This is a genomic window from Streptomyces changchenzhani, assembly GCF_039766235.1.
GTDB lineage: Bacteria > Actinomycetota > Actinomycetes > Streptomycetales > Streptomycetaceae > Streptomyces.
This window is the reverse complement of record NZ_JBDHNH010000001.1, coordinates 1,561,826-1,586,037: the sequence shown is the minus strand read 5'-3', so window position 1 is coordinate 1,586,037 and position 24,212 is coordinate 1,561,826. Positions and strand designations below refer to the sequence as shown.

Genomic DNA, 24,212 nt, shown 5'->3' with positions numbered 1-24,212 from the left:
ACGGGAGCTGTTGTCTAGCTCGCCGGTTCCCTACGCGTTGTGCGTACGGCCTGGCGAAAGTCTTCAGGTCAGGTGGTGCGCGGCCCGACCCAGGTGGCTCCCGAGTCCCAGGGCTGCGCTACAACGACCGCCCTACGCGGAACCTGCACCGGTCGGCGTCTTCGCGGCGGTCAGTCCGGCGGCCTTGGATGGAGCGGCCGTGACTGCCTCGCGGTCGGGCGCGAGCGGGTCGGTCACCGTCCCGGTCTCCTCGTCGAAGAGCCCCTGCGCCAGCCTGGTCACCGCTACGGGGACCGGCGGCGCCAGGTCGGCCACAGCTCGGAGACCAGACAGAACGTCGTCGGGTCGCACGGCAGGTGTGAAGTGCCGAACAACCAGCCGCAGTATCGCACAGGGGCCGTCCTGTGACCTATCGGCCGGTGGACGCGCGGCCCGCAGATCGGCCACGGCCTCCCGTGCGTCGAAGGTCCGCATGCCGTTCTTCGTGCGGCGCTCGACCTCCACGGTCTCCGCCGCGAGGAACGCGGACACGGCCTTCTCCGCCTCTTCCACGGTAACGCCGTCGAGCCGAAGCTCCCAGATGGACCCCGTCAGCCGGTCGGCGAGTCCCGAGGTGCGGGCCTCCACAGCGTCGGTGATGTCGAGGCCGTCCGGCAGCGACTCGTTCAGCAGCTCGCGCAGTTCGTCGGGGTCGCGCTGGGCGGTCAGCGCGATCTCCAGGTACTCGGCCTCGCTGCCCGTGCCGGTGGGTGCGGCATTGGCGTACGACACCTTGGGGTGCGGTGTGAATCCGGCCGAGTACGCCATGGGCACCTCGGCACGGCGCAGCGCCCGCTCGAACGCGCGCTGGAAGTCACGATGACTGGTGAACCGGAGGCGGCCACGCTTGGTGTAGCGCAGTCGGATGCGCTGCACCACCGGAGCGGGCGGCGGGCCTTCGGGCTGTCGCTTGCCCAGTGGTTCTTCTCCTCGGTGCGGGGCTGCGCGTGGTCCGCGCACCCTTCGGCGTGGGGGGCGCCCCTGCGGGCCCCTGCGCCGGGCTCACCCCCGCTTGGCGGTGTTTTCGCCTGGCAGGGAGATCTCGGGCGCGGGTGCCGCGCGGGGGGCAATCGTCTTACTACCCAGAGTACGCGCAGGAGTCACCAGAGGTTCCCGGACCTCTGCGACCACCGGTTTCGCAGCAGCCCGCACGTCGGGCCGCGCCTTGGTCGTCGCTTCGTCGCGGGCGCCGCCCACCAGCGCGCGCCACGCGTCCTGCCTGGTCTGGCGCACCGTCTCCCGCGCCGCCCGCACGGCTGCCCGCGCGCTCCGGCCCGCCTCGGCCGCGGCCCTCTTCGCCGGCGCCCAGACCGCGTCCCGCACCCAGTGCCCGACCGGGGTGCAGACACTCAGCCACGCCCAGCGCACGGGCCGCCCGAGCAGATTCCAGCCGAGCCACTTCAGCACGCGCCCGACGGCCCGGGAAATGTATCCGGCGATACGCCACGCGTGCCCGGCGGCTGCGGCGATCTCGCGCCCGACGGGCGTCAGGACCGCTCGCCAGAACCACACCACCGGCTTCACCAGCAGCGTCATGACCACCCACACCACCGGCTTCACCAGCAGCGTCATGACCACCCACACCACCGGCTTCACCAGCAGCGTCATGACCACCCACACCACGGGCGTCACCAGCAGCGTCATCACCGTCCACACCACCGCGGCGGCCAGACCTCGCGCGGCCACCGAGATCCCGTACCCAAAACCACGCGCCAGCCACGCAAGTCCATGACCCACCGGCGTCAGCACCCGCCGATACACCCACACCACCGGGACCACGATCCCGTACCTGACCAGCGGTACGACGACGTACTTCCACAGCGCGATCCACGGCAGGATCAGCACGCCGTACGCGACATACCCGAGGGCCTTCGCGACGGGCACGAGGACGTGCTCGTACAGCCACACCGCCGGTATCACGAACAGCACCTGGCAGACCGACGCCAGCGCGCGGCCGGTCGCCTTCGCGCAGATGGACAGCAGGTCCCAGATCATCCGTACCGGCACGAACAGGACCAGCACGACGATGCGCACCGGGATCCTGATGACGGCGGTCAGACAGCCGTCCGCACGCTCGCGCTCCGGGTCCGCCGCTATTGCTGGCTCCGGCTCCTGCCGTGCAGGCGGGTGCTTCTTCTCGAAATCCATGTCGCGCTCTCCCCCGTTGTCGATCCGTTTTCGATGCACTCTCAAGGACGCGCCGGCACGCCGTCCGGATCCCGATACCGGCGGCGCGAAAAGACCCGGTCACCGGATCGCTCCCAGTGACCGGGCCTCCGTGGCGCGGGTGTTACTTGACCGTCAGTGGCAGCAGCGTCTTGCCCGTCGGGCCGACCTGAATCTGCGTGTCCATCTGAGGACAGACGCCACAGTCGAAGCACGGGGTCCAGCGGCAGTCCTCGACCTCGGTCTCGTCGAGCGAGTCCTGCCAGTCCGCCCAGAGCCAGTCCTTGTCGAGACCGGAGTCCAGGTGGTCCCAGGGCAGGACTTCCTCGTACGTACGCTCACGGGTCGTGTACCAGTCGACGTCCACACCGAATGCGGGCAGCGTCTTCTCGGCGCAGGCCATCCAGCGGTCGTAGCTGAAGTACTCGCGCCAGCCGTCGAAGCGGCCACCGTCCTCGTAGACGGCGCGGATGACATGGCCGATGCGGCGGTCACCGCGCGAGAGCAGGCCCTCGACGATGCCGGGCTTGCCGTCGTGGTAGCGGAAACCGATCGAGCGGCCGTACTTCTTGTCGGCGCGGATCTTGTCGCGCAGCTTCCCCAGACGCGCGTCCGTCTCCGCCGCGGACAGCTGCGGGGCCCACTGGAACGGGGTGTGCGGCTTGGGCACGAAGCCGCCGATGGAGACGGTGCAGCGGATGTCGTTCTGGCCGGAGACCTTGCGGCCCTCGGCGATGACCTTGACGGCCATGTCACCGATCTGCAGGACGTCCTCGTCGGTCTCGGTCGGCAGGCCGCACATGAAGTACAGCTTCACCTGACGCCAGCCGTTGCTGTACGCCGTCGAGACCGTCCGGATCAGGTCCTCTTCGGAGACCATCTTGTTGATGACCTTGCGCAGCCGCTCGGAGCCGCCCTCGGGCGCGAAGGTGAGGCCGGACCGGCGGCCGTTGCGGGTCAGTTCGTTGGCCAGGTCGACGTTGAACGCGTCGACGCGGGTCGACGGCAGCGACAGGCCGACCTTGTCATCGGCGTACCGGTCGGCAAGACCCTTCGCGATGTCCGCGATCTCGGAGTGGTCGGCGGAGGACAGCGAGAGCAGCCCGACCTCCTCGAAGCCGGTCGCCTTGAGGCCCTTCTCGACCATCTCGCCGATGCCGGTGATGCTTCGCTCCCGCACGGGGCGCGTGATCATGCCGGCCTGGCAGAAGCGGCAGCCGCGGGTGCAGCCGCGGAAGATCTCGACGGACATCCGCTCGTGGACGGTCTCGGCGAGCGGGACCAGCGGCTGCTTGGGGTAGGGCCACTCGTCGAGGTCCATGACGGTGTGCTTGGACACGCGCCACGGCACGCCGGACTTGTTCGGTACGACGCGGCCGATGCGCCCGTCGGGCAGGTACTCGACGTCGTAGAAGCGCGGGACGTAGACCCCACCGGTCTTGCTGAGCCGGAACAGCACCTCTTCACGGCCGCCGGGGCGTCCCTCCGCCTTCCAGGCGCGGACGATCTCGGTGATCTCCAGGACGGCCTGCTCACCGTCGCCGAGGACCGCGCAGTCGATGAAGTCCGCGATCGGCTCGGGGTTGAAGGCGGCGTGGCCGCCGGAGACGACGATCGGGTCGTCGAGGGTGCGGTCCTTGGACTCAAGCGGGATGCCCGCGAGGTCCAGGGCGGTGAGGAAGTTGGTGTAGCCGAGCTCGGTGGAGAAGCTCAGGCCGAAAACATCGAAGGCCTTCACCGGCCGGTGCGCGTCCACCGTGAACTGCGGAACCTTGTGCTCGCGCATCAGCGCTTCGAGGTCCGGCCACACGCTGTACGTCCGCTCGGCGAGGACGCCCGTCCGCTCGTTGAGCACCTCGTAGAGGATCATGACGCCCTGGTTGGGCAGCCCGACCTCGTACGCGTCCGGGTACATGAGGGCCCAGCGGACATCGCAACTGTCCCAGTCCTTGACGGTGGAGTTCAGCTCACCGCCGACGTACTGAATGGGCTTCTGCACATGCGGGAGCAGAGCTTCGAGCTGCGGGAAGACCGACTCGGCAGACATCAGGCGAACCTTTGTGAGCTGGCAGGGTGACCATCCAGCGTACCCCGGCGATCAGCCGCCCAGATCCTCCCGCAGTTCCGGCCGGGACGCCCGGTCCCACACCTCGGGCAACTCCCGTTCCCTGAGCGCCGCCTGTGCCTCCTCCTGGCCGTACAGCAGGCCCCAGGTGAAGGCCGTCTCGCCCGCCGCGTGGGCCTGGATCGCGAGGGTCCGCAGGGCCTCGCGGGCGACCACGCTGTCCTGGTGGTCGCCGAGCACGTTCTGCACGTCCTTCATACGTTTCGCGAGGCGCTTCGCGGGCTTGCCCAGCGCGGGCCCGGCAGCCTCGGCGGCGTAGCGGGCGCGCTTGGCGGCCTTGCGGGCGTCGTGCATCGCGGCGTCACGTTCCTCGGTGCCCGGCGGGAGGGCGAGCGCATGCTCTATGCGGGTGGACAGCCGCTCGTAGTCCTTGGTGATGGCCTTGGGGATGACAGCTGCGGCCGGCTGCGCCGCAGCCCGCAGCAGGGGCGGGGCCGCCAGCAGGGCGTCCAGTGAGTTGAGCAGGTCGAGATAGCGTCTGCTGTCCAGTACGGCGATGGTCTTGCGGCGCGATCCGGAGCGACGGGCGACGGACCAGATCCGCAGCCTGCCGCGCACCGGGCCGAGGAGGAGGGTCCTGGGCAGGTCGGTGATGCGCGACTGGAGGCGCTCGTTGAGCACCTCGTGGTCACGGTCGACGCCCAACTCCCCCGCGAGCCATTTGAGTTCCTCGGCGATCGGGTCGGTGACGGTCCGGTCGACGACCTTGCCGTAGGTACGGAAGGCGCTGCGCAGCCGGCGGGTGGCGACCCTCAGCTGGTGTACGGAGTCGGGCAGGTCGCGGCGGACCGCGGGGTCGTACGCGACGACCGCTTCGGCCTGTGCGCGCAGATATGCCAGCACGTGGTCCCCCGCGGTGTGCGGACCAGGAGCCGCCTTGCTCTGCTTCCGCGGAGCCTGCTTCTCACCGGCCTCCGCGGCCTCCCGCGGCGGCGCCGTGTCCTGCAGCGCCCTGGCCAGCTTCGAGGCCGACGACGCGGGCCTGACCCCGGCCTTGCGCAGCCGCTTCTCCACGGCGTCGAGGAAGGCCGGGGCGACGCCGTCTGTGAGCTCGACCTCGATCTCGGTCCAGTTGGCGGTCGCGGCCCCGGCGTCCAGGCGCTGCGCGCTGACCGCGTCGATGCTGACCTCGGCCAGCGGTTTGCCGTCCGCGTCGACGAGGTGGCGCAGCTCGCGCGAGGAGAGCAGCCGGACGGCCGGGACCAGGGGGGCGTCGCGGATCCGGGAGCGTACGAGACCGGTCAGGGCGTGCGGCAGATCGGGGCCGAGCGGTGCGTGGATCTCGTCGCGGACGTCCGGGGAGACGGGCAGCTTGAGGTGCCAGCCCTCGTCGCTGCCGCCCGTGCGGCGGCGCAGCGTGATGGAGTTCGCGGCCAGCCGCAGGTCCGCGGTGTCGTAGTAGACGGCGTCGAGCTCCGCGACGCCCTGGTCGACGACGGACGATACCCCGGCCACCTTGGTCAGGTCCGGCAGCCGGGTCTCGTCGGTGGCTTCGTACTTCCGCTCGATCTCGCGCTTTGTGTCCGCCATGTATCGAATCTAGACGTGAAGGCACCGTCCAGACAGATGGCCGGGCGGTTTTTATGCCGTTATGGGCCGCTGCACCCGGATCGATTGCAGCAGCCCGATCGCGACCCAGACCGCGAACATCGAGGACCCGCCGTAGGAGACGAACGGCAGGGGCAGGCCCGCGACCGGCATGATGCCGAGGGTCATGCCGATGTTCTCGAAGGACTGGAAGGCGAACCAGGCGATGATCCCGGCGGCGACGATCGTGCCGTACAGCTCGGTCGTCTCGCGGGCGATGCGGCAGGCGCGCCACAGCACCACGCCGAGGAGCACCAGGATCAGTCCGGCGCCGAGGAAGCCGAGCTCCTCGCCCGCGACGGTGAAGACGAAGTCGGTCTGCTGCTCGGGCACGAACTGGCCGGTGGTCTGGCTGCCCTTGAAGAGGCCGGTGCCGTGGAGGCCGCCGGAGCCGATCGCGATGCGTGCCTGGTTGGTGTTGTAGCCGACGCCCGCCGGGTCGAGTTCGGGGTTGGCGAAGGCGGCGAAGCGGTTGATCTGGTATTCGTCGAGCAGGCCGATCTGCCAGACCAGGACGGCGCCGAGCGCGCCGGTGCCGAGCAGGCCCAGGACCCAGCGGTTGGACGCGCCGGAGGCCAGCAGGACGCCGAGGATGATCACCGCGATCACCATGACCGAACCGAGGTCGGGCATCATCATGATGACCGCGATCGGGATCACGGCCACGCCCAGCGCCTTGACGACGGTCCGCTGGTCGGGGTGCGACTGGTCGCCCGCGTCGACGCGGGCCGCGAGCAGCATCGCCATACCGAGAATGATCGTGATCTTGGTGAATTCGGAGGGCTGCAGGGAGAATCCGCCGCCGAGCACGATCCACGCGTGCGCGCCGTTGACGGTCGCGCCGAGCGGGGTGAGCACCGTGAGGACGAGCACCACGGACAGCCCGTACAGGACGGGGACCGCGCCGCGCAGGGTGCGGTGTCCCAGCCAGATCGTGCCGATCATCAGGGCGACGCCGATGCCGGTGTTGAGGGCGTGCCGGAAGAAGAAGTAGTACGGGTCGCCGTGGGTGAGCGAGTCACGGCCCCGGGTCGCCGACCAGACGAGCAGGGAGCCGACGAAGGAGAGCGCGAGGGCCGAGAGGAGCAGCGGCCAGTCGAGCCTGCGTAGCACGGAGTCGCGGGCGGAGAGCTTGGACCAGGTGCCGCGTTCGGGGGCGTAGCGCTGGACCGAGAAGCGCTGGGTGGAGCCGGTCATCAGTCGCGCCTGCCGATCGCGATCTGCTCGCCGTCGACGGGGATCTCGGGCTCCTCGGGCACGTACGGCTTGATCTTCGGGGCGTCGATGGACCCGTCCGTCTCGATCTTGGGGAGGGCCTGCTGCGGCTTGGGCAGCAGGGCCTTCTTAATGTCCTGCTTGCCGTCCGGGGTCAGCCCGTACATCGCTTCGTAGATCTTGCGCACGGCGGGGCCCGAGGCGCCGGAGCCGGTGCCGCCCTGGGAGATGGTCATGATGATGGTGTAGTCCTCGGTGTACGACGCGAACCATGAGGTCGTCTGCTTGCCGTAGACCTCGGCCGTACCCGTCTTGGCGTGCATCGGGATCTTCTTCTGCGGCCATCCCCCGAAACGCCAGGCGGCCGAGCCGCGGCTGGCGACGCCTGCGAGGGCATCGTTTATCGACGCCTGGGTCTTGTTGTCCATCGGGAGCCTGCCCTGCGACTTGGGCTTGATCTCCTCGGTGCGCTTGCCGTCGGCGCTGATGACGGCCTTGCCGATGCTGGGCTCGTACATGGTGCCGCCGTTGGAGATGGCGCCGTAGATCTTGGCCATCTGGATCGGGGTGACGAGGGTGTCGCCCTGGCCGATCGAGTAGTTCACGGAGTCACCGGCGCGCATCTTGTTGCCTTCGAGGCAGTTCTCGAAGGCAATCTGCTCGACGTAGTCGCCGTTCTTCTTGCCCATCTTGCACCAGGAGTCCTTGTTCGCCTCCCAGAAGCTCTGCTTCCACTGGCGGTCGGGGATGCGGCCCTGGACCTCGTTGGGGAGGTCGATGCCGGTCTCCTTGCCGAGGCCGAACTGGCGGGCAGTCTTGTAGAACCAGTCGCCGGTGTTCTTCGACGGCTTGGTCCCGCCGTCCTTCTGCCACTCCTTGTGCGCGATGCCGTAGAAGACGGTGTCGCAGGAGACTTCCAGGGCGCGGCCCAGGTCGATGCTGCCGTAGCCCTTGGACTCGAAGTTCTTGAAGACCTGGTTGCCGATGGAGTACGAGGCGGGGCACGGGTAGTTGCCGTGGAAGGGGTATCCGGCGTTGACCGCGGCGGTCGAGGAGATGACCTTGAAGATCGAGCCGGGGGCGGCCTGGCCCTGGATCGCGCGGTTGAGCAGCGGGTAGTTGGAGCCCTTGCCGGTGAGCTTGGCGTAGTCCTTGCCGGAGATGCCGCCGACCCAGGCGTTGGGGTCGTACGTCGGCTGGGAGGCCATCGAGACGACCCGGCCGGTCTTGGACTCCATGACGACGACAGCGCCCGCGTCCGCCTTGTAGTTCTCGTTGGTGTTCCGGTCGTTCTCCTTGCGGGCCGCCTTCATCGCCTCGTTGAGCTCGTACTCGGCGACGCCCTGCACACGTGCGTCGATGGAGGTGACGACGTTGGCGCCGGGCTGTGCCTCGTCGCTGTCGGCCTCACCGATGACGCGGCCGAGGTTGTCCACCTCGTAGCGGGTGACGCCGGCCTTGCCGCGCAGTTCCTTGTCGTAAGTGCGTTCAAGGCCGGAGCGGCCGACCTGGTCGGAGCGCAGGTACGGGGAGTCGGTGTCCTGGGCCTTCTCGATCTCCTGGTCGGTGACGGGAGAGAGGTAGCCGAGGACCTGCGAGGTGACGGCCTTGCCGGGCGCGGCGTAGCGGCGTACGGCGGTGGGCTCGGCGGTGATGCCGGGGAAGTCCTCGGCGCGCTCGCGGATCTGCAGGGCCTGCTGGGTGTTGGCCTCGTCGGTGACGGGGATCGGCTGGTAGGGCGAGCCGTTCCAGCAGGGCTGCGGGGTCTTGGAGTCGCAGAGCCTGACCTTGTCGTGCACGTCCTTGGGTGCCATGTCCAGGACTTCGGCGAGGCGGGTCAGTACGGCCTCGCCGTCGTCCTTCATCTTCATCAGCTCGGTGCGGCTGGCGGAGACGACGAGGCGGGTCTGGTTGTCGGCGATGGGCACGCCGCGCGAGTCGAGGATCGAGCCACGCACGGCGGGCTGGACGACCTGCTGGACGTGGTTGCTGGCGGCTTCGGCGGTGTACTCGTCGCCGTTGCGGATCTGGAGGTACCAGAGGCGGCCGCCGAGGGTCAGCAGGAGCGAGAAGACGAGTACCTGGATGATGATGAGCCGGATCTGGACCCTGGGGGTGCGCCCGGTCTCGGGGATATTGCTCATGCGGTCCGCCCACCGGTCGTCCGGCCGGGGGCTCCGGGGTGCTCCCCCGGAAGATGCGGCCTCATACGGTCCCCCCTCGGGTTGGTCCGGGGCCGGGCCCCGGGGTGACGCGTCGTCACAGTCGCTTGACCCCCTTGATACGTCCGGCCTTCGCGGCCCGGGTGCGCGCGGCCTTCAGCCGCAGTCCCCCGCGCTGGTTGCCGATGCTCAGCCCGGTGCCCGATGACATCCAGCCGGATGCGACGTCGCTGCCGCCGCTCTGGGTGTCGGCGAGCGGGTCGTTCTCCGCGCGTCTCGCCAGGGCCATGATCAGCGGCACGACGAACGGGGCGAGCAGCAGGTCGTACAGCGCGGAGGTGAACAGCAGGCCGCCGATCCCCACATGGCGGGCCGAGGTGTCGCCGACGAGGGCGCCCACCCCGGCGTACAGCATGGTGGAGCCGAGGGCGGCGGCGACGACCACGACCATCGGTCCGGTGGCGGACCTGAGCTGGCCGTTCTCCGGCTTGGCGAGGCCCGCGAGGTAGCCGATGAGGCACAGGACGAGCGCGTAGCGGCCCGCGGCGTGGTCGGCGGGCGGCGCCAGGTCGGCGAGGAGTCCCGCGCCGAATCCGATGAAGGCGCCGCCGACATGGCCGTAGACGAACGCCAGGCCGAGCACGACGAGAAGCATCAAGTCGGGCACGGCGCCGGGGAGTTGGAGCCTGGCGAGCACGGTGACCTGGACGACCAGGGCGACGATCACCAGCGTGGTGGAGAGCAGCATCCGGTTGAAGCGCACGAGGTTCAGCTCCTACTGGGTGCCGTTGACGGGGGGCGCCCCCGGGGTGACCGTGACGGTGACCGTGGGGGTGGGCTTGGGACCTGCGGGCTTGGGCGGCAGCACGGTGTCGCGCGGGTTCTTCCGCGGGGTCTCGACGACGACGCCGACGACGTCGAGCTTGGTGAAGCCGACGTACGGGCGGACGTAGAGGGTGCGGGTGAGGTCGCCGCCGGAGGGGTCGACGCGGATGACCTCGCCGACCGGGACGCCGGGTACGAAGGGCTTGGCCTTGCGGGAGCCGAAGGTGACGAGCCGGTCGCCCTTCTTGACCTTGGCCTTGCCGTTGAGCAGCTGGACGCTGAGTGAGCGGTCGCCCTGGCCGGTGGCGAAGCCGAGCTCGTTGGTCGTCTCCATGCGGGTGCCGACAGTGAAGTCGGGGTCGTTGGCCAGGAGCACGGTCGCGGTGCCCGGGCCGACGGTGGTGACGCGGCCGACGAGTCCGTCGCCGTTGAGTACGGTCATGTCCCGCTTGATGCCGTCGTCGCTGCCCGCGTCGATGGTGACGGTCCAGGAGAAGCCCTGGGCCGCTCCTATGGCGATGACCTCGGCGCCCTTGATGCCGTACTGCCCGGCGCCTGCCTTCTTGAGCATGCCGTCCAGCTCGCGGACGCGGCTGCGGTTGCGGTCGTCGCTGCCGAGTTTCTGCTTGAGTGCTGCGTTTTCCTGCTCCAGCGCGCTGATGCGGTCGTGCCGTTCTCCGGAGTCCCGGACTGCGCCTATGGCATTGCCGATTGGGTCGACCGCTGAGGCGACCCCGTTCTCCACGGGCCCGAAGACCGTGGCTGCGGCCTGCCTGGCACCGTCGACCGGCGACTGTTCGCCACCGCGGATATCCACCGTAATCAGTGCGAATGCGATGGCGATCAGCAGCACCAGGAGCAGCCGGCTCTCTCGTGTGTCCCTCACGTGCGGCGGCCGTGCCTTCCTCGTCGGAATTCCCATGCCTGTATATCAACGATCCGCCGCACGAGGCGGTGGGCCTCGTACGGCGGATTCTTTACGAGATTCATCTACGGGGCTGAGCGTCCAGCACTTGCTGGAGCGCCTCGAACTCCTCGACGCACTTGCCGGCCCCGAGCGCGACGGAGTCGAGCGGGTCCTCGGCGATGTGAATGGGCATCCCGGTCTCGCGGCGCAGCCGCTCGTCGAGGCCGCGAAGCAGGGCGCCGCCGCCGGTGAGGACGATGCCGCGGTCCATGACGTCGCCGGACAGCTCCGGCGGGCACTTGTCGAGCGTCGTCTTGACCGCGTCGACGATCGCGTTGACCGGCTCCTCGATGGCCTTACGGACCTCGGCGGCCGAGATGACCACGGTCTTGGGCAGACCGGAGACGAGGTCGCGGCCCCGGATCTCCGTGTGCTCGTCCTTGTCCAGGTCGAACGCGGAACCGATGGTGATCTTGATCTGTTCGGCGGTGCGCTCACCGAGGAGGAGCGAGTACTCCTTCTTGATGTGCTGGATGATCGAGCTGTCCAGCTCGTCACCGGCGACCCGGATGGACTGGGCCGTAACGATTCCGCCGAGCGAGATGACGGCGACCTCGGTGGTGCCGCCACCGATGTCCACGACCATGTTGCCGGTGGCCTCGTGGACGGGCAGGCCGGAGCCGATGGCCGCGGCCATGGGCTCCTCGATGATGTGCACCTGACGGGCACCGGCCTGCGTGGAGGCCTCGATGACCGCGCGCCGCTCGACCCCTGTGATGCCGGAGGGCACACAGACGACGACCCGGGGGCGGGCCAGATAGCGGCGCTTGTGGATCTTCAGGATGAAGTAGCGGAGCATCCGCTCGGTGATCTCGAAGTCGGCGATCACGCCGTCCTTCAGTGGCCGGACGGCAACGATGTTGCCCGGTGTCCGGCCGATCATCTTCTTCGCCTCGGAACCTACGGCGAGGATGCCACCGGTGTTGGTGTTGATGGCGACGACGGAGGGTTCGTTGAGCACGATCCCGCGACCCCTGACGTACACCAGCGTGTTGGCAGTCCCGAGGTCGATAGCCATGTCACGGCCGATGAACGACATTGAGTTCCCCTTGTTCCCCATGAGGATGCGTCGGGCCTTCCCAAGTGGAGCGATGATGGCATTTGGCAGGCGAAAGAAGTGCTGCGGGCGTGGAGGCTTCCATCGTAGTGCCGCCTGCACGAACGCAGCGCGAGGGTCCTTCGCCATTGTGAGCGGAACACGTACCCGCCCCAGTAATGGTGACGTCGTGTCGGAGGGATGCGTTCCCTCCATCCTCCCGCATATACCGAAGGGCGACCGAATTACTTCGGTCGCCCCAGGCCACAGCTCTGAATGGCTGACGCTATGTCAGGAAATGCCGGGGAAGAAAAGCTTCAGCTCCCGCTCAGCGGACTCCTCGGAGTCCGAGGCGTGGATGAGGTTCTCCCGGACGATGGTCCCGAAATCGCCACGGATGGATCCACCCTGCGCCTGAATGGGGTCGGTGGGACCCGCCAACTGGCGCACACCCTCGATGACACGCTCACCCTGGACGACGAGCGCGACGATCGGCCCGGATGCCATGAACTCGACGAGCGGCTCGTAGAAAACCTTGCCCTTGTGCTCGCCGTAGTGCGACTCCAGGGTGTCCTGGTCGAGGCTGCGCATCTCCAGCGCGGTGATCGACCAGCCGGCCTTGCGCTCGATACGGCCGACGATCTCGCCGATCAGGCCGCGGCGAACCGCGTCCGGCTTGAGAAGGACGAGGGTGCGCTGGGTCATGTGCGGCTCCTTGCAGGGCATAGCGGATGCAATGCCCTGAGGCTACAAGGACACGCCGGAGAGGCGGCACCCGGACCTGCTCGGCCCGGATGCCCACCGCAGGGGCACGCGCGCGGACCTGCTGGGCCCCGGACGGCCGCCCCCTGACCCGGATGGCCCCTACTGGGGCTGCGCCTGGCCCTCGGCCTGCTCGGCCTGCTCGGCCTGCGCCGCCCAGCGGGCCTTCGCCTCGTCGATCTGGCGGCCGTAGTGGATCGAGGCCCACCACAGGCCCGCGAAGACCGCACCCAGGAAGAACATCGTCGGGACCACGAAGCCGCTGATGATCAGCCCGATCTGGAGCGCCCAGCCGAGCTGGAGACCGCCGGGGCGCGAGAGCATGCCGCAGAGCAGCACGGACAGCAGCATCGCGATGCCGCACACCGTCCAGACGGCGGTGGTCGACAGATCGTCCGACTTCATCGCGACCAGACCCGCGAAGGCCACCACGAAGAACTCACTGATCAAAGTGGACGCGCAGAGCATACGCACAGGAAATCAGCCCTTTCCCAGGAGCAGCCGGGCTTCGCCGACCGTGATCACCGAACCGGTCACCAGGACGCCGCCGCCGGCGAACTCGCCGTCTTCCTCCACCAGTGTGAAAGCGGCCTCCAGAGCGTCGTCGAGGCGCGGCTCGACCTGCACACGCTCGTCGCCGAACACCTCCACGGCCAGCGCCGCCAGCTCGTCCACGTCCATCGCGCGGTGCGTGGAGTTCCGTGTGACGACGATCTCGGCGAAGATCGGCTCGAAGGCCTCAAGCACGCCCCGCACGTCCTTGCCGGCGGTGGCGCCGACGACCCCGATCAGCCGGCTGAAGCTGAACGCCTCGCCGACCGCCAGGGCTGCGGCCCGCGCTCCCGCCGGGTTGTGCGCGGCGTCCAGGACGACCGTCGGGCCGCGCCGCACGACCTCCATGCGGCCCGGTGACGTCACCGAGGCGAAGGCCTTGCGGATGGTCCCGATGTCGAGCGTGCGGGCCTTCTCGGCGCCGATGCCGAAGAACGCCTCGACCGCGGCCAGCGCCACCGCCGCGTTGTGCGCCTGGTGCGCGCCGTGCAGGGGCAGGAAGACCTCTTCGTACTCGCCGCCGAGGCCGCGCAGCGTGACCAGCTGGCCGCCGACCGCGACCTCGCGGGCGACAACGCCGAACTCCATGCCTTCGCGGGCGACCGTGGCGTCCACCTCGACGGCCTTCTTGAGCATCACCTGCGCGGCGTCCACCGGCTGCTGCGCCAGGATGACCGTGGCGCCCTGCTTGATGATCCCGGACTTCTCGACGGCGATCTCGCCGGGCGTGGAGCCCAGCCGGTCCGTGTGGTCCAGGTCGATGGGCGTGACGACGGCGACGGACGCGTCGATCACATTGGTGGCGTCCCAGCTGCCGCCCATGCCGACCTCGACGACCGCCACATCCACCGGGGCGTCCGCGAAGGCGGCGTACGCCATGCCTGTCAGCGCCTCGAAGAACGACAGCCGGTGCTCCTGCGAGCCGTCGGTCATCTCGATGTACGGAGCGATGTCCTGGTACGTCTCGATGAAGCGCTCGGCGTCGATGGGAGCGCCGTCCAGGCTGATGCGCTCGGTGATCGACTGCACGTGCGGGCTGGTATACCGCCCGGTGCGCAGCTCGAAGGCGCTGAACAGGGCCTCGATCATGCGGGCCGTGCTGGTCTTGCCGTTGGTGCCGGTGATGTGGATCGACGGATAGGCGCGCTGGGGCTCGCCCAGGACGTCCATCAGTGCGGCCATCCGCACCAACGACGGGTCGAGCTTGGTCTCCGGCCAGCGGCCGAGGAGCTCCTGCTCGATCGCCCGCAGCGCCTTGTCCACCTCCGGGTCCTGGGGGCGACCTGGCACGTCGTCGCCCAGTGGCGCGCTGCCTTGCGTGCGCAGAGTGCGGCTGCCGGCCTCGATCACCGCCAGGTCGGGATCGCGGCTGGTCTCGGCCTGCGCGATCGCCTCGAAGGCGTCGTGGGCGTCGTCGGGGGCATCGCTGTCATGGTGCGGGGGGAGCTGACTCACGGGGCCAGTCTACGGAGCCCCGCCGACAACGCCGGTGACAGGACCTTGGACCTACTCTTCCGGGACCTTTGGCGTGGTGTGTCCGCAGAGGTGGGTGTAAGTCTGAGAGATCACGATCGGGAGGGTCTCAAGTGGGCGACATGGCCAAGGACATCGGCATCGACCTGGGGACGGCGAACACGCTGGTGTACGCCCGCGGCAAGGGCATAGTCCTCAATGAGCCGTCCGTGGTGGCGATGAAGGCGGGGTCCGCCGTCGTGTTGGCCATCGGCACCGAGGCCAAGGAGACCATCGGCCGTACGCCCGGCTCGATCACCGCGATACGCCCACTCAAGGACGGTGTGATCAGCGACTACGAGGCCGCCGAGGAGATGATCCGGCACTTCGTGCGCAAGGCCGTCCCCGGCCGCAGGCCCCGTACCCGCATGGTCATCTGCGTACCGAGCGGCATCACTCCCGTCGAGCGCCGCGCGATCGTGCACGCAGCCGACCGGGCGGGCGCCCGCGCGGTGCACCTCATCGAGGAGCCGATGGCCGCGGCGATCGGGGCCGGGCTTCCGGTGTCCGAGCCGCGCGGCTCCATGGTGGTCGACATCGGCGGCGGCACCACGGAGGTCGCCGTGATCTCGCTCGGCAGCATCGTCACGGCCCAGTCGCTGCGGGTCGGCGGCGACCGCCTGGACACCGCGATCATCAACTACGTACGCAAGAAGCACGGGCTGCTCATCGGTGAGCGGACGGCCGAGCACACCAAGATCGCCATCGGGACGGCCTGGCAGGTGCCCGGCCAGGAGGCGCGAGAGGAGAAGACCTTCACCGTGCGGGGCCGGGAGAAGGTCAGCGGGCTGCCGCAGATCCTGGATCTGACGACGCCCGAGGTGCGTGGGGCGCTCGACGAGCCGCTGGACGCGATCGTCGCGGCCGTACGGGCGACCCTCGAAGCGTGTCCGCCCGAGCTGGCCGGCGATGTCATAGAGCACGGGATCGTGCTGACGGGTGGCGGCGCGCTGCTGCCGGGGCTCGATCTGCGGATCGCTTCGGCGACCGGGATCGCGGTGTTCGTGGCGGACAACCCGCTGGACTGTGTGGCGCTCGGCTCCGGCAAGTGCGTCGAGGACTTCGACTCCCTCCAGAAGCTGCTCGCGGCCTGAGCGGGGCGCCCGGGCCTGAGCGGGGCCCGAGCGGGGCGAGGCCCGAACCCGAGCAGGCCCTGGGCAGCGCGGGGCCCCGGGCCACCCATTCAGTCGATGCCCGCCGGCAGGATCGCCAGCACCTCGTACGTCCCGTCCCGGTGGCCCGCCTCCAGCGTTCCGCCCATCGTCCGCACCCGCTCCTCCATCGAGAACGTTCCGGTGCCCGCCGATACGGGCGCCCGGGCCGGCACGGAGCCCGGCAGCGGGTTGCGCACCTCGATGCGCAGCAGGCAGTCGGCGAAGGTGATGCGCACCCGCACGGTTTCGCCGGGTGCGTGCTTGGCCGCGTTCGTCAGGCACTCCTGGACCACCCGGTGGACCGCGGCCTGGCGCAGCGGTGACAGGCCGTACGCCTCCGCCGCGATCTCCAGCTCGACCGGGCTGCCGGCCCGCCCGCTCTCCGCGGCGAGGGCCACGAGCCCGTCGAGCCCCGGGGTGGCGCCGCGCTCGCGGGCCCGCCGCACGATGATCTCGTTGAGGACGCGGTGCGCCTTGCGGGCGGTCTCGGACAGTTCGTCGAAGTCCCTCTGGTGCGCCTCGCCGCGGGCGCGCACCGAGAGCACCTCGGCTCGCACGGTCAGCAGGGTCAGCTCACGGCCGACGAAGTCGTGCACATCGCGCGCGACCGAGGTGCGCTCCTGCTGGACGGCCTGCAGTGCGGTGGTGGTGGCCCGCTGGGCGGCCAGTTCCCGCACGAGGTCCTGGCGGTACGCGGCGATGCCGACGCCTGAGGCCAGTACCCCGATCGGCACCACCAGGCTGAGGAAGTCGCTCAGCGAATCGCCCCGGTACTCGGGCCAGCCGGGCAGATTGAACAGGGCGTACGCCACGACGACGTATCCGACGGTGGCCAGGATTCCGGCCGTACGCCCCCGGTAGCGGCCGACGGAGTAGAGCGCGAACTGGACCAGGGTCAGCTCGTGCAGCCATCCCAGGAGCAGCAGCGCGGCGAGATACGGCGCCCAGGGCGCCCGGCGCCGCACCAGCAGCGTGGCCGCGCCGACCGCGAGGACGGCGGCCGCGTCCAGGCCGGACAGGGAGTTGTCGGCCTTGGCGAGCCCCGGGATGTCGAGGCCCATGAGCGCGAAGCAGCTCAGCGCGGTGAGGACGTCGAAGGTGCGCGGCGAGACGGGGCGGTGCTCCAGCCAGCGACGGCCCACTGCCACCGCACGGCGTACCGGCGAGGTGGCGGGCGGTGCGTGCATACCGTCCATCATCCAAGGTCGCCGGACCCCCGCCGCGGGACTTCGGGCACAAAATGAGTGATAAGACGCACTGGCGCGGGCACGCCGAGGGCCTCGGCGCAGCTGCGCCGAGGCCCTCGGTTTCGTACGTACGGCCCTACTTCTCCGGCAGCGCCGCCAGCTGCTCGGTGATGCGCTCGATGTCCGCCTCGGCCTTGGCGAGCCGCGCGCGGATCTTGTCGACCACGTTGTCCGGGGCCTTGCCGAGGAAGGCTTCGTTGCCGAGCTTCCCGTTGGCCTGGGCCTTCTCCTTCTCGGCCGCCGCGCGGTCCTTCGCCAGGCGCTTGCGCTCCGCGTCGACGTCGATCGTGCCGGACAGGTCGAGCGCGACCCTGGCTCCGGCGACCGGCAGCGACGCGGTGGCGTGGAAGTCCTCACCGGCGGGCTGGAGGCGCAGCAGCTGGCGGATGGCCGCCTCGTGCGGGGCCAGCGCCGTCCCGGTCAGGGTGAGCTCGGCCGGGACCTTCTGGCCGGGCTGCAGGCCCTGGTCGGAGCGGAAGCGGCGGACCTCGGTGACGACCTGCTGGACCAGCTCGATCTCCTGCTCGGCCGCTTCGTCGCGGAAGCCGGAGTCTTTCGGCCAGTCGGCGATGACGAGCGACTCGCGGCCGGTCATCGTGGTCCACAGCGTCTCGGTGACGAACGGGACGATCGGGTGCAGCAGGCGCAGCGTGACATCGAGGACCTCGCCCAGGACGCGCGCGGAGACCTTGGCCTGCTCGCCGCCCGCGAAGAACGTGGTCTTGGACAGCTCGACGTACCAGTCGAAGACCTCGTCCCACGCGAAGTGGAAGAGCGAGTCCGAGAGCTTCGCGAACTGGTAGTCCTCGTAGTACGCGTCGACCTCGGCAACCGTCGCGTTCAGCCGCGACAGGATCCATCGGTCGGTCGCCGACTGCTGCTCGACGGGCGGCAGTTCGCCCTCGACCGTCGCGCCGTTCATCAGCGCGAAGCGTGTGGCGTTCCAGATCTTGTTGGCGAAGTTGCGGGAGCCCTGGACCCAGTCCTCGCCGATCGGGACGTCGACGCCCGGGTTGGCGCCGCGGGCGAGGGTGAAACGGACCGCGTCGGAGCCGTACTTGTCCATCCAGTCCAGCGGGTTGACCGCGTTGCCGAAGGACTTCGACATCTTCTTGCCGAACTGGTCGCGGACCATGCCGTGCAGGGCGATGGTGTGGAACGGCGGGGTGCCGTCCATCGCGTACAGGCCGAACATCATCATCCGGGCGACCCAGAAGAAGAGGATGTCGTAGCCGGTGACCAGAACCGAGTTCGGGTAGAACTTCTCGACGCTCGGGGTCTGTTCGGGCCAGCCCAGCGTGGAGAATGGCCACAGCCCGGAGGAGAACCAGGTGTCCAGGACGTCCGTGTCCTGGTGCCATCCCTCGCCGGTCGGCGCCTCGTCGTCGGGACCGACGCAGACGACCTCGCCGCCCGGCCCGTACCAGACCGGAATCCGGTGGCCCCACCAGAGCTGACGCGAGATGCACCAGTCGTGGAGGTTGTCGACCCAGCTGAAGTAGCGGGGCTCCATCTCCTTCGGGTGGATCTTGACCCGTCCGTCGCGGACCGCGTCACCGGCTTCCTTGGCCAGCGGGGCGACCCTGACCCACCACTGCAGGGACAGCCGCGGCTCGATGGTGGTCTTGCAGCGGGAGCAGTGCCCGACGGAGTGGACGTACGGACGCTTCTCGGCGACGATCCGGCCCTCGGCGCGCAGTGCGGCGACGATGGCGCTGCGCGCCTCAAGGCGGTCGAGCCCTTGGAAGGGCCCGTGCACGGTGATGACCGCGCGCTCGTCCATGATGGCCAGGTTGGGCAGACCGTGGCGCTGGCCGATCTCGAAGTCGTTCGGGTCGTGGGCCGGGGTGACCTTGACGGCGCCGGTGCCGAACTCCGGGTCGACGTGCTCGTCGGCCACGACCGGGATACGACGGCCGGTGAGCGGCAGCTCGATCTCGGTACCGACAAGGTGGCTGTACCGCTCGTCGTCGGGGTGGACGGCGACAGCGGTGTCACCGAGCATCGTCTCGGCGCGGGTCGTCGCGACGACGATCTCGGCGTCCCCGGAGCCGTACCGGACGGAGACGAGCTCGCCGTCGTCCTCCTGGTACTCGACCTCAATGTCGGAGATGGCCGTCAGACAGCGCGGGCACCAGTTGATGATGCGCTCGGCGCGGTAGATCAGCTCGTCGTCGTACAGCTTCTTGAAGATCGTCTGGACGGCCTTGGACAGGCCCTCGTCCATGGTGAAGCGCTCGCGCGACCACGCGACACCGTCACCGAGGCGCTTCATCTGCCCGGAGATCTGGCCGCCCGACTCTTCCTTCCACTTCCAGACACGCTCGACGAACGCCTCACGCCCCAGGTCGTGGCGGGACTTGCCCTCCTTGGCGAGCTCGCGCTCGACGACGTTCTGGGTGGCGATGCCGGCGTGGTCCATGCCGGGCTGCCAGAGGGTCTCGTAGCCCTGCATGCGCTTGCGGCGGGTGAGGGCGTCGATGAGCGTGTGCTCGAAGGCGTGCCCCAGGTGGAGCGATCCTGTGACGTTCGGCGGCGGGATGACGACGGTGAACGGCGGCTTGTCGCTCTTCGCGTCGGCTTCGAAGTAACCGCGCTCCACCCAGCGTTCGTACAGCTTCCCCTCTACCTCGGCCGGCGCGTACTGGGTCGGCAGTTCGGGGGCGGGGGCTGCGGGCTGTTGCTGAGAGTTCTCGGTCACAGGCTCAGTTTACGGGCGTCACGACCCCGTACCGAAACCGGATTCCTGGTACCCGGCGAGGGCCCCGCCGCCTCATGATGTTCGAGGTTCCGTCAGGATGTTCGGAACGCGTAAACATCTGGAGGGGAACCCAGTAATGAGCTACAACCAGCCGGGCCCGTACGACGGGCAGCCCCAGCAGCCGGGCCCCTACGGCCAGCAGCCGCAGCAGCCGGGTCCGTACGGCCAGCAGCCGCCCCCGCAGGGCCAGCCCAACCCGTACGGTCAGCAGCCCCCGCAGCCGCAGGGCCAGCCCGGCTACGGCTACCCGCAGCAGGCTCCGCCGCCGCAGGGCTACGGCTACCCGCAGCAGGGCCAGCAGCAGGCCCCGTACGGCCAGCCCCAGCAGCCGGGCCCCTACGGCCAGCAGCCCCAGTACGGCGGCGGCCAGTTCCCGCCGCCCCCGCCGGCCGCGCCGAAGAAGAAGACGGGGCTGATCGTGGGCGTGGTGGTTGTGGCGCTGGCAGTGATCGCGGGCGGTGCGTACTTCCTGACCATGGGCGGCGGCAGCAACAGCGATGTGGCCGACGACACCAAGGGGTACAAGATCGTTCCCCCCGCGACCGCAGGCGAGTACACGAAGAGCACGGACGGCAAGCCTGCCGGCGCCTCGACCGGCAAGGAGAAGACGCGGCTCGAAGGGGTCGGCGTCAAGAACCCGCAGTCGCTCGGCGCCCAGTACAAGGGCAAGGACCCGCTGAAGCCGAAGCAGGCGTCCCTGTACGGCGTGTGGGGCGAGATCACCGACCCCGAGAAGGCCCTCGACGGCTACTTCGCGGGCGTCGCCACGGGCGAGGGGCTGGACAAGGGGATCACGTTCGAGCCCGTGGGAAGCCCCGAGGCCGTCACGCCCGACGGCTTTGAGGGCGCCTTGATGAAGTGCCAGAACTTCAAGATCACAAACCCGAGCGGAGACGGCAGCGCGGAGAAGGGGCCGAAGGAGACCCAGCTCCCGATCTGCGCCTGGACCGACTACAGCACCCTCGGCGCCGTGACACTCATCGACGTGGCCGCGGCGGCCACCGGCGGCTCGGGCGCGTCCCAGGAGGAGGCCGCGAACATCGCCGCCAAGCTCTACAACACGGCCCGCACCAAGGCGTGACCCGCCGTACGGGGTAACACGCAGGGGCGCCCGGCCAGTTGACTGGCCGGGCGCCCCTGCGTCGTACGTGCTGCGCGTAACCGCTACGCGGACTTCTCGTGGCGCTCGCCCTTGCCCACGATGCGCGGGACCAGCGTCGGGTACACGTTGGAGCGGACCACTTCGGCCGTGATGACTACGCGGGCCACGTCCTTGCGGGACGGGACCTCGTACATCACCGACATCAGGACCTCCTCCATGATGGCGCGCAGACCGCGCGCGCCCGTCTGGCGGAGGATCGCCTGGTCCGCGATCGCCTCAAGCGCCTCGTGCTCGAACTCCAGCTCCACGCCGTCGAGTTCAAAGAGCCGCTCGTACTGCTTGACCAGTGCGTTGCGCGGCTCGATGAGGATCTGCAGCAGCGCTTCGCGGTCCAGGTTGTGGACCGAGGTCAGGACCGGGAGGCGGCCGATGAACTCGGGGATCATCCCGAACTTCACCAGGTCCTCCGGCATGACCGCCTGGAACTGGTCGCTCGCCTCGATCTCCCGCTTGGAGCGGATCGTCGCGCCGAAGCCGATGCCCTTGGCACCCGCCCGCGACTCGATGATCTTCTCCAGACCGCTGAACGCGCCGCCCACGATGAACAGCACGTTCGTCGTGTCGATCTGGATGAACTCCTGGTGCGGGTGCTTGCGTCCGCCCTGCGGCGGGACCGAGGCGGTCGTGCCTTCCAGGATCTTGAGCAGCGCCTGCTGGACGCCTTCGCCCGATACGTCGCGCGTGATCGACGGGTTCTCGCTTTTGCGGGCGACCTTGTCGATCTCGTCGATGTAGATGATCCCGGTCTCGGCCTTCTTGACGTCGTAGTCAGCGGCCTGGATCAGCTTCAGTAGGATGTTCTCGACGTCCTCGCCGACATAGCCGGCCTCCGTCAGCGCCGTCGCGTCCGCGATGGCGAACGGGACATTGAGCATCCGGGCCAGCGTCTGCGCGAGGAGCGTCTTGCCGGAGCCCGTGGGGCCCAGCAACAGGATGTTGGACTTGGCGAGTTCGATCGCGTCCTCACGCCCGGCCGCTCCGCCGTTCTCGCCGGCCTGGACGCGCTTGTAGTGGTTGTAGACCGCTACCGAGAGCGCCTTCTTCGCGGGCTCCTGCCCGACGACGTAGCCCTCAAGGAACTCGTAGATCTCGCGCGGCTTGGGAAGCTCTTCCCAGCGCACTTCCGAGGTCTCGGCGAGCTCCTCCTCGATGATCTCGTTGCAGAGATCGATGCACTCGTCGCAGATGTACACACCGGGCCCTGCGATGAGCTTCTTCACCTGCTTCTGGCTCTTGCCGCAGAACGAGCACTTGAGCAGGTCGCCGCCATCACCGATGCGTGCCACGAGGTGCTTCCCCTTCGCCTGGGAGACGCCTGGTTCAGCGACTCCTGGTGCCTCATATCCGACGGTACCTTGCCCGGACCCTCGTACGGGCCCCCCTTGGCACGGTTCACATTGTCGTGGACGGTGCCAAGGGGTGGGTACGTATCAGGCGGCCGCTTGAGCCGTCGTCTTACGGGTGGACACGATCTGGTCGATCAGGCCGTACGCGAGAGCGCCGTCGGCCGTGAGGATCTTGTCGCGCTCGATGTCCTCGCTGATCTTCTCCAGCGGGGTGGTGGAGTGCCTCGCGAGCATCTCCTCCAGCTGAGCGCGCATCCGCAGGATCTCGTTGGCCGCGATCTCCAGGTCGGAGAGCTGCTCGCGGCCGGTCTGCGAGGACGGCTGGTGGATGAGGACACGGGCGTGCGGCAGAGCCATCCGCTTGCCGGGCGTACCGGCGGCGAGCAGCACGGCGGCGGCGGAGGCCGCCTGGCCCATGCAGACCGTCTGGATGTCCGGCTTCACGAACTGCATCGTGTCGTAGATGGCCGTGAGGGCCGTGAACGAGCCGCCGGGGCTGTTGATGTAGATCGAGATGTCGCGGTCCGGGTCCATCGACTCCAGGCACAGCAGCTGCGCCATGACGTCGTTGGCGGAGGCGTCGTCGATCTGCACGCCGAGGAAGATCACGCGCTCCTCGAAGAGCTTCGCGTACGGGTCGTACTCACGCGTGCCCTGCGAGGTGCGCTCGACGAAGCGCGGGACGATGTAGCGGTTGTCTACCTGGGGGCCCGTGTAGAGGCCGCTCGCGGAGTAGTCGTTCATGTGGGTGTTCACCATCCTGGTGGCGTTCGGTGGGCTGGGGAGGTTCGGCTGCGGGGGCTCAGGCCCCGGTGCCGCCACCACCCGGAACACCCGAGGCGGAGGCCATGATGTCGTCGATGATGCCGTACGCCTTGGCCTCTTCGGCCGAGAACCAGCGGTCGCGGTCACCGTCGCGGATGATCGTCTCGATGCTCTGGCCCGAGTGCAGTGCGGTGATCTCGGCCATGCGCTTCTTCGTACGGAGAAGCTGCTCGGCCTGGATCTTGATGTCGGAGGCGGTGCCACCGAGACCCGCGGAGCCCTGGTGCATGAGGATGTCGGTGTTCGGCAGCGCGAAGCGCTTGCCTGCGGCGCCACCGGTGAGCAGGAACTGGCCCATCGAGGCCGCCATGCCCATACCGATCGTGACCACGTCGTTCGGGATGTACTGCATGGTGTCGTAGACGGCCATGCCTGCGGTCACCGAGCCACCGGGGCTGTTGATGTAGAGGTAGATGTCCTTGTCCGGTTCGGCGGCAAGGAGAAGCAGCTGTGCCGTGATCTTGTTGGCGATGTCATCGTCGACCTGCTGTCCGAGGAAGATAATGCGCTCGCCGAGCAGTCGGCTGTAGACCTGGTCGCCGAGGCCACCACCGAAGGACGGCTCACCGGCGGCCTGGGGCATCAGATTCGTCACGTATCCACCTGCTCGTCTCTGACGGCTCCAGCCGTCTCAGCGTCTTCGTACCGGAAGGCGGGGACTCCCCACGCTCCTCTTCATGGACCCTAACGCGCAGGTAGGACAACGCCATCCCGCTTCCCGAACTGTTCGCTCGGAGCGCAAGGTCCGGGCCCGTACCGGTGTACGACG

Annotated in this window: 19 protein-coding genes; 2 read left to right on the top strand and 17 right to left on the bottom strand. The window is 69.0% G+C overall.

Features of this window, described 5'->3' with window-relative positions:
- Nucleotides 1-132 precede the first annotated feature (132 nt).
- From ABCR94_RS07475 to folC, 12 genes are all read right to left on the bottom strand, one after another.
- Nucleotides 133-915: a TIGR03936 family radical SAM-associated protein gene (locus tag ABCR94_RS07475; RefSeq protein ID WP_347118268.1), complete on the bottom strand. Its 783-nt coding sequence runs from the start codon at nucleotides 913-915 to the stop codon at nucleotides 133-135.
- A gap of 126 nt (nucleotides 916-1,041) precedes the next feature.
- Nucleotides 1,042-2,187 carry a hypothetical protein gene (locus ABCR94_RS07470; protein WP_347118267.1) on the bottom strand — a complete coding sequence of 382 codons (1,146 nt, stop codon included), beginning with the start codon at nucleotides 2,185-2,187 and terminating at the stop codon, nucleotides 1,042-1,044.
- Nucleotides 2,188-2,329: 142 nt separating this feature from the next.
- Nucleotides 2,330-4,252, bottom strand: coding sequence for a TIGR03960 family B12-binding radical SAM protein (locus ABCR94_RS07465; RefSeq protein WP_347118266.1), 1,923 nt, complete (start codon nucleotides 4,250-4,252; stop codon nucleotides 2,330-2,332).
- A gap of 51 nt (nucleotides 4,253-4,303) precedes the next feature.
- Complete coding sequence (locus tag ABCR94_RS07460; protein ID WP_347118265.1) at nucleotides 4,304-5,860, bottom strand: CYTH and CHAD domain-containing protein; 1,557 nt, start codon at nucleotides 5,858-5,860, stop codon at nucleotides 4,304-4,306.
- Nucleotides 5,861-5,911: 51 nt separating this feature from the next.
- Nucleotides 5,912-7,114 (bottom strand): rod shape-determining protein RodA, encoded by a 1,203-nt coding sequence (gene rodA, locus ABCR94_RS07455; RefSeq protein ID WP_347118263.1) that lies wholly within the window; start codon nucleotides 7,112-7,114, stop codon nucleotides 5,912-5,914.
- A complete protein-coding gene (mrdA, locus tag ABCR94_RS07450) occupies nucleotides 7,114-9,276 on the bottom strand; it encodes a penicillin-binding protein 2 (protein ID WP_347118262.1) in 2,163 nt (720 codons plus the stop codon). Before mrdA ends, rodA begins: the two co-directional genes overlap by 1 nt.
- A 115-nt stretch (nucleotides 9,277-9,391) precedes the next feature.
- Entirely contained in the window at nucleotides 9,392-10,057 is a 666-nt protein-coding gene (gene mreD / locus ABCR94_RS07445) for a rod shape-determining protein MreD (protein ID WP_347118261.1), read from the bottom strand.
- Between the two features lie 12 nt (nucleotides 10,058-10,069).
- Entirely contained in the window at nucleotides 10,070-11,005 is a 936-nt protein-coding gene (mreC, locus tag ABCR94_RS07440) for a rod shape-determining protein MreC (protein WP_347118260.1), read from the bottom strand.
- A gap of 100 nt (nucleotides 11,006-11,105) precedes the next feature.
- On the bottom strand, nucleotides 11,106-12,125 hold the full coding sequence (locus ABCR94_RS07435) for a rod shape-determining protein (protein WP_283519406.1): 1,020 nt from the start codon (nucleotides 12,123-12,125) through the stop codon (nucleotides 11,106-11,108).
- A 288-nt stretch (nucleotides 12,126-12,413) separates the two neighbouring features.
- Nucleotides 12,414-12,827, bottom strand: coding sequence for a nucleoside-diphosphate kinase (ndk, locus tag ABCR94_RS07430; RefSeq protein WP_347118259.1), 414 nt, complete (start codon nucleotides 12,825-12,827; stop codon nucleotides 12,414-12,416).
- A 159-nt stretch (nucleotides 12,828-12,986) separates the two neighbouring features.
- Nucleotides 12,987-13,358, bottom strand: coding sequence for a DUF4233 domain-containing protein (locus tag ABCR94_RS07425; protein ID WP_347118258.1), 372 nt, complete (start codon nucleotides 13,356-13,358; stop codon nucleotides 12,987-12,989).
- Between the two features lie 6 nt (nucleotides 13,359-13,364).
- Nucleotides 13,365-14,891, bottom strand: a complete 1,527-nt coding sequence (gene folC / locus ABCR94_RS07420; protein ID WP_347118257.1) for a bifunctional tetrahydrofolate synthase/dihydrofolate synthase — start codon at nucleotides 14,889-14,891, stop codon at nucleotides 13,365-13,367.
- Between the two features lie 140 nt (nucleotides 14,892-15,031).
- On the opposite strand from folC, the gene ABCR94_RS07415 reads away from it, so the two are divergent.
- Nucleotides 15,032-16,042: a rod shape-determining protein gene (locus tag ABCR94_RS07415; RefSeq protein WP_347118495.1), complete on the top strand. Its 1,011-nt coding sequence runs from the start codon at nucleotides 15,032-15,034 to the stop codon at nucleotides 16,040-16,042.
- An 89-nt stretch (nucleotides 16,043-16,131) separates the two neighbouring features.
- Here ABCR94_RS07415 and ABCR94_RS07410 read toward each other — a convergent pair whose 3' ends face one another.
- Nucleotides 16,132-17,289 (bottom strand): sensor histidine kinase, encoded by a 1,158-nt coding sequence (locus ABCR94_RS07410; protein WP_347118256.1) that lies wholly within the window; start codon nucleotides 17,287-17,289, stop codon nucleotides 16,132-16,134.
- A gap of 136 nt (nucleotides 17,290-17,425) precedes the next feature.
- Nucleotides 17,426-20,050 carry a valine--tRNA ligase gene (locus tag ABCR94_RS07405; protein ID WP_347118255.1) on the bottom strand — a complete coding sequence of 875 codons (2,625 nt, stop codon included), beginning with the start codon at nucleotides 20,048-20,050 and terminating at the stop codon, nucleotides 17,426-17,428.
- Nucleotides 20,051-20,186: 136 nt separating this feature from the next.
- Here ABCR94_RS07405 and ABCR94_RS07400 point away from each other — a divergent pair, with 136 nt between their 5' ends.
- Nucleotides 20,187-21,191 carry a hypothetical protein gene (locus tag ABCR94_RS07400; RefSeq protein WP_347118254.1) on the top strand — a complete coding sequence of 335 codons (1,005 nt, stop codon included), beginning with the start codon at nucleotides 20,187-20,189 and terminating at the stop codon, nucleotides 21,189-21,191.
- 83 nt (nucleotides 21,192-21,274) lie between these two features.
- Here ABCR94_RS07400 and clpX read toward each other — a convergent pair whose 3' ends face one another.
- From clpX to ABCR94_RS07385, 3 genes are all read right to left on the bottom strand, one after another.
- Nucleotides 21,275-22,558, bottom strand: coding sequence for an ATP-dependent Clp protease ATP-binding subunit ClpX (gene clpX, locus ABCR94_RS07395; RefSeq protein ID WP_283519414.1), 1,284 nt, complete (start codon nucleotides 22,556-22,558; stop codon nucleotides 21,275-21,277).
- Between the two features lie 144 nt (nucleotides 22,559-22,702).
- Nucleotides 22,703-23,377 (bottom strand): ATP-dependent Clp protease proteolytic subunit, encoded by a 675-nt coding sequence (locus ABCR94_RS07390; protein WP_347118253.1) that lies wholly within the window; start codon nucleotides 23,375-23,377, stop codon nucleotides 22,703-22,705.
- Between the two features lie 43 nt (nucleotides 23,378-23,420).
- Nucleotides 23,421-24,026 (bottom strand): ATP-dependent Clp protease proteolytic subunit, encoded by a 606-nt coding sequence (locus ABCR94_RS07385; protein ID WP_347118494.1) that lies wholly within the window; start codon nucleotides 24,024-24,026, stop codon nucleotides 23,421-23,423.
- Between the last annotated feature and the right edge of the window lie 186 nt (nucleotides 24,027-24,212).

What these genes read in the sequence shown, in the direction of transcription:
- ABCR94_RS07470 (WP_347118267.1), bottom strand. Translation starts at nt 2,187, where the DNA reads ATGGATTTCGAGAAGAAGCACCCGCCTGCACGGCAGGAGCCGGAGCCA.
- ABCR94_RS07465 (WP_347118266.1), bottom strand. Translation starts at nt 4,252, where the DNA reads ATGTCTGCCGAGTCGGTCTTCCCGCAGCTCGAAGCTCTGCTCCCGCAT.
- ABCR94_RS07460 (WP_347118265.1), bottom strand. Translation starts at nt 5,860, where the DNA reads ATGGCGGACACAAAGCGCGAGATCGAGCGGAAGTACGAAGCCACCGAC.
- rodA (WP_347118263.1), bottom strand. Translation starts at nt 7,114, where the DNA reads ATGACCGGCTCCACCCAGCGCTTCTCGGTCCAGCGCTACGCCCCCGAA.
- mrdA (WP_347118262.1), bottom strand. Translation starts at nt 9,276, where the DNA reads ATGAGCAATATCCCCGAGACCGGGCGCACCCCCAGGGTCCAGATCCGG.
- ABCR94_RS07435 (WP_283519406.1), bottom strand. Translation starts at nt 12,125, where the DNA reads ATGTCGTTCATCGGCCGTGACATGGCTATCGACCTCGGGACTGCCAAC.
- ndk (WP_347118259.1), bottom strand. Translation starts at nt 12,827, where the DNA reads ATGACCCAGCGCACCCTCGTCCTTCTCAAGCCGGACGCGGTTCGCCGC.
- ABCR94_RS07415 (WP_347118495.1), top strand. Translation starts at nt 15,032, where the DNA reads ATGGCCAAGGACATCGGCATCGACCTGGGGACGGCGAACACGCTGGTG.
- ABCR94_RS07410 (WP_347118256.1), bottom strand. Translation starts at nt 17,289, where the DNA reads ATGCACGCACCGCCCGCCACCTCGCCGGTACGCCGTGCGGTGGCAGTG.
- ABCR94_RS07400 (WP_347118254.1), top strand. Translation starts at nt 20,187, where the DNA reads ATGAGCTACAACCAGCCGGGCCCGTACGACGGGCAGCCCCAGCAGCCG.
- ABCR94_RS07390 (WP_347118253.1), bottom strand. Translation starts at nt 23,377, where the DNA reads ATGGTGAACACCCACATGAACGACTACTCCGCGAGCGGCCTCTACACG.
- ABCR94_RS07385 (WP_347118494.1), bottom strand. Translation starts at nt 24,026, where the DNA reads ATGCCCCAGGCCGCCGGTGAGCCGTCCTTCGGTGGTGGCCTCGGCGAC.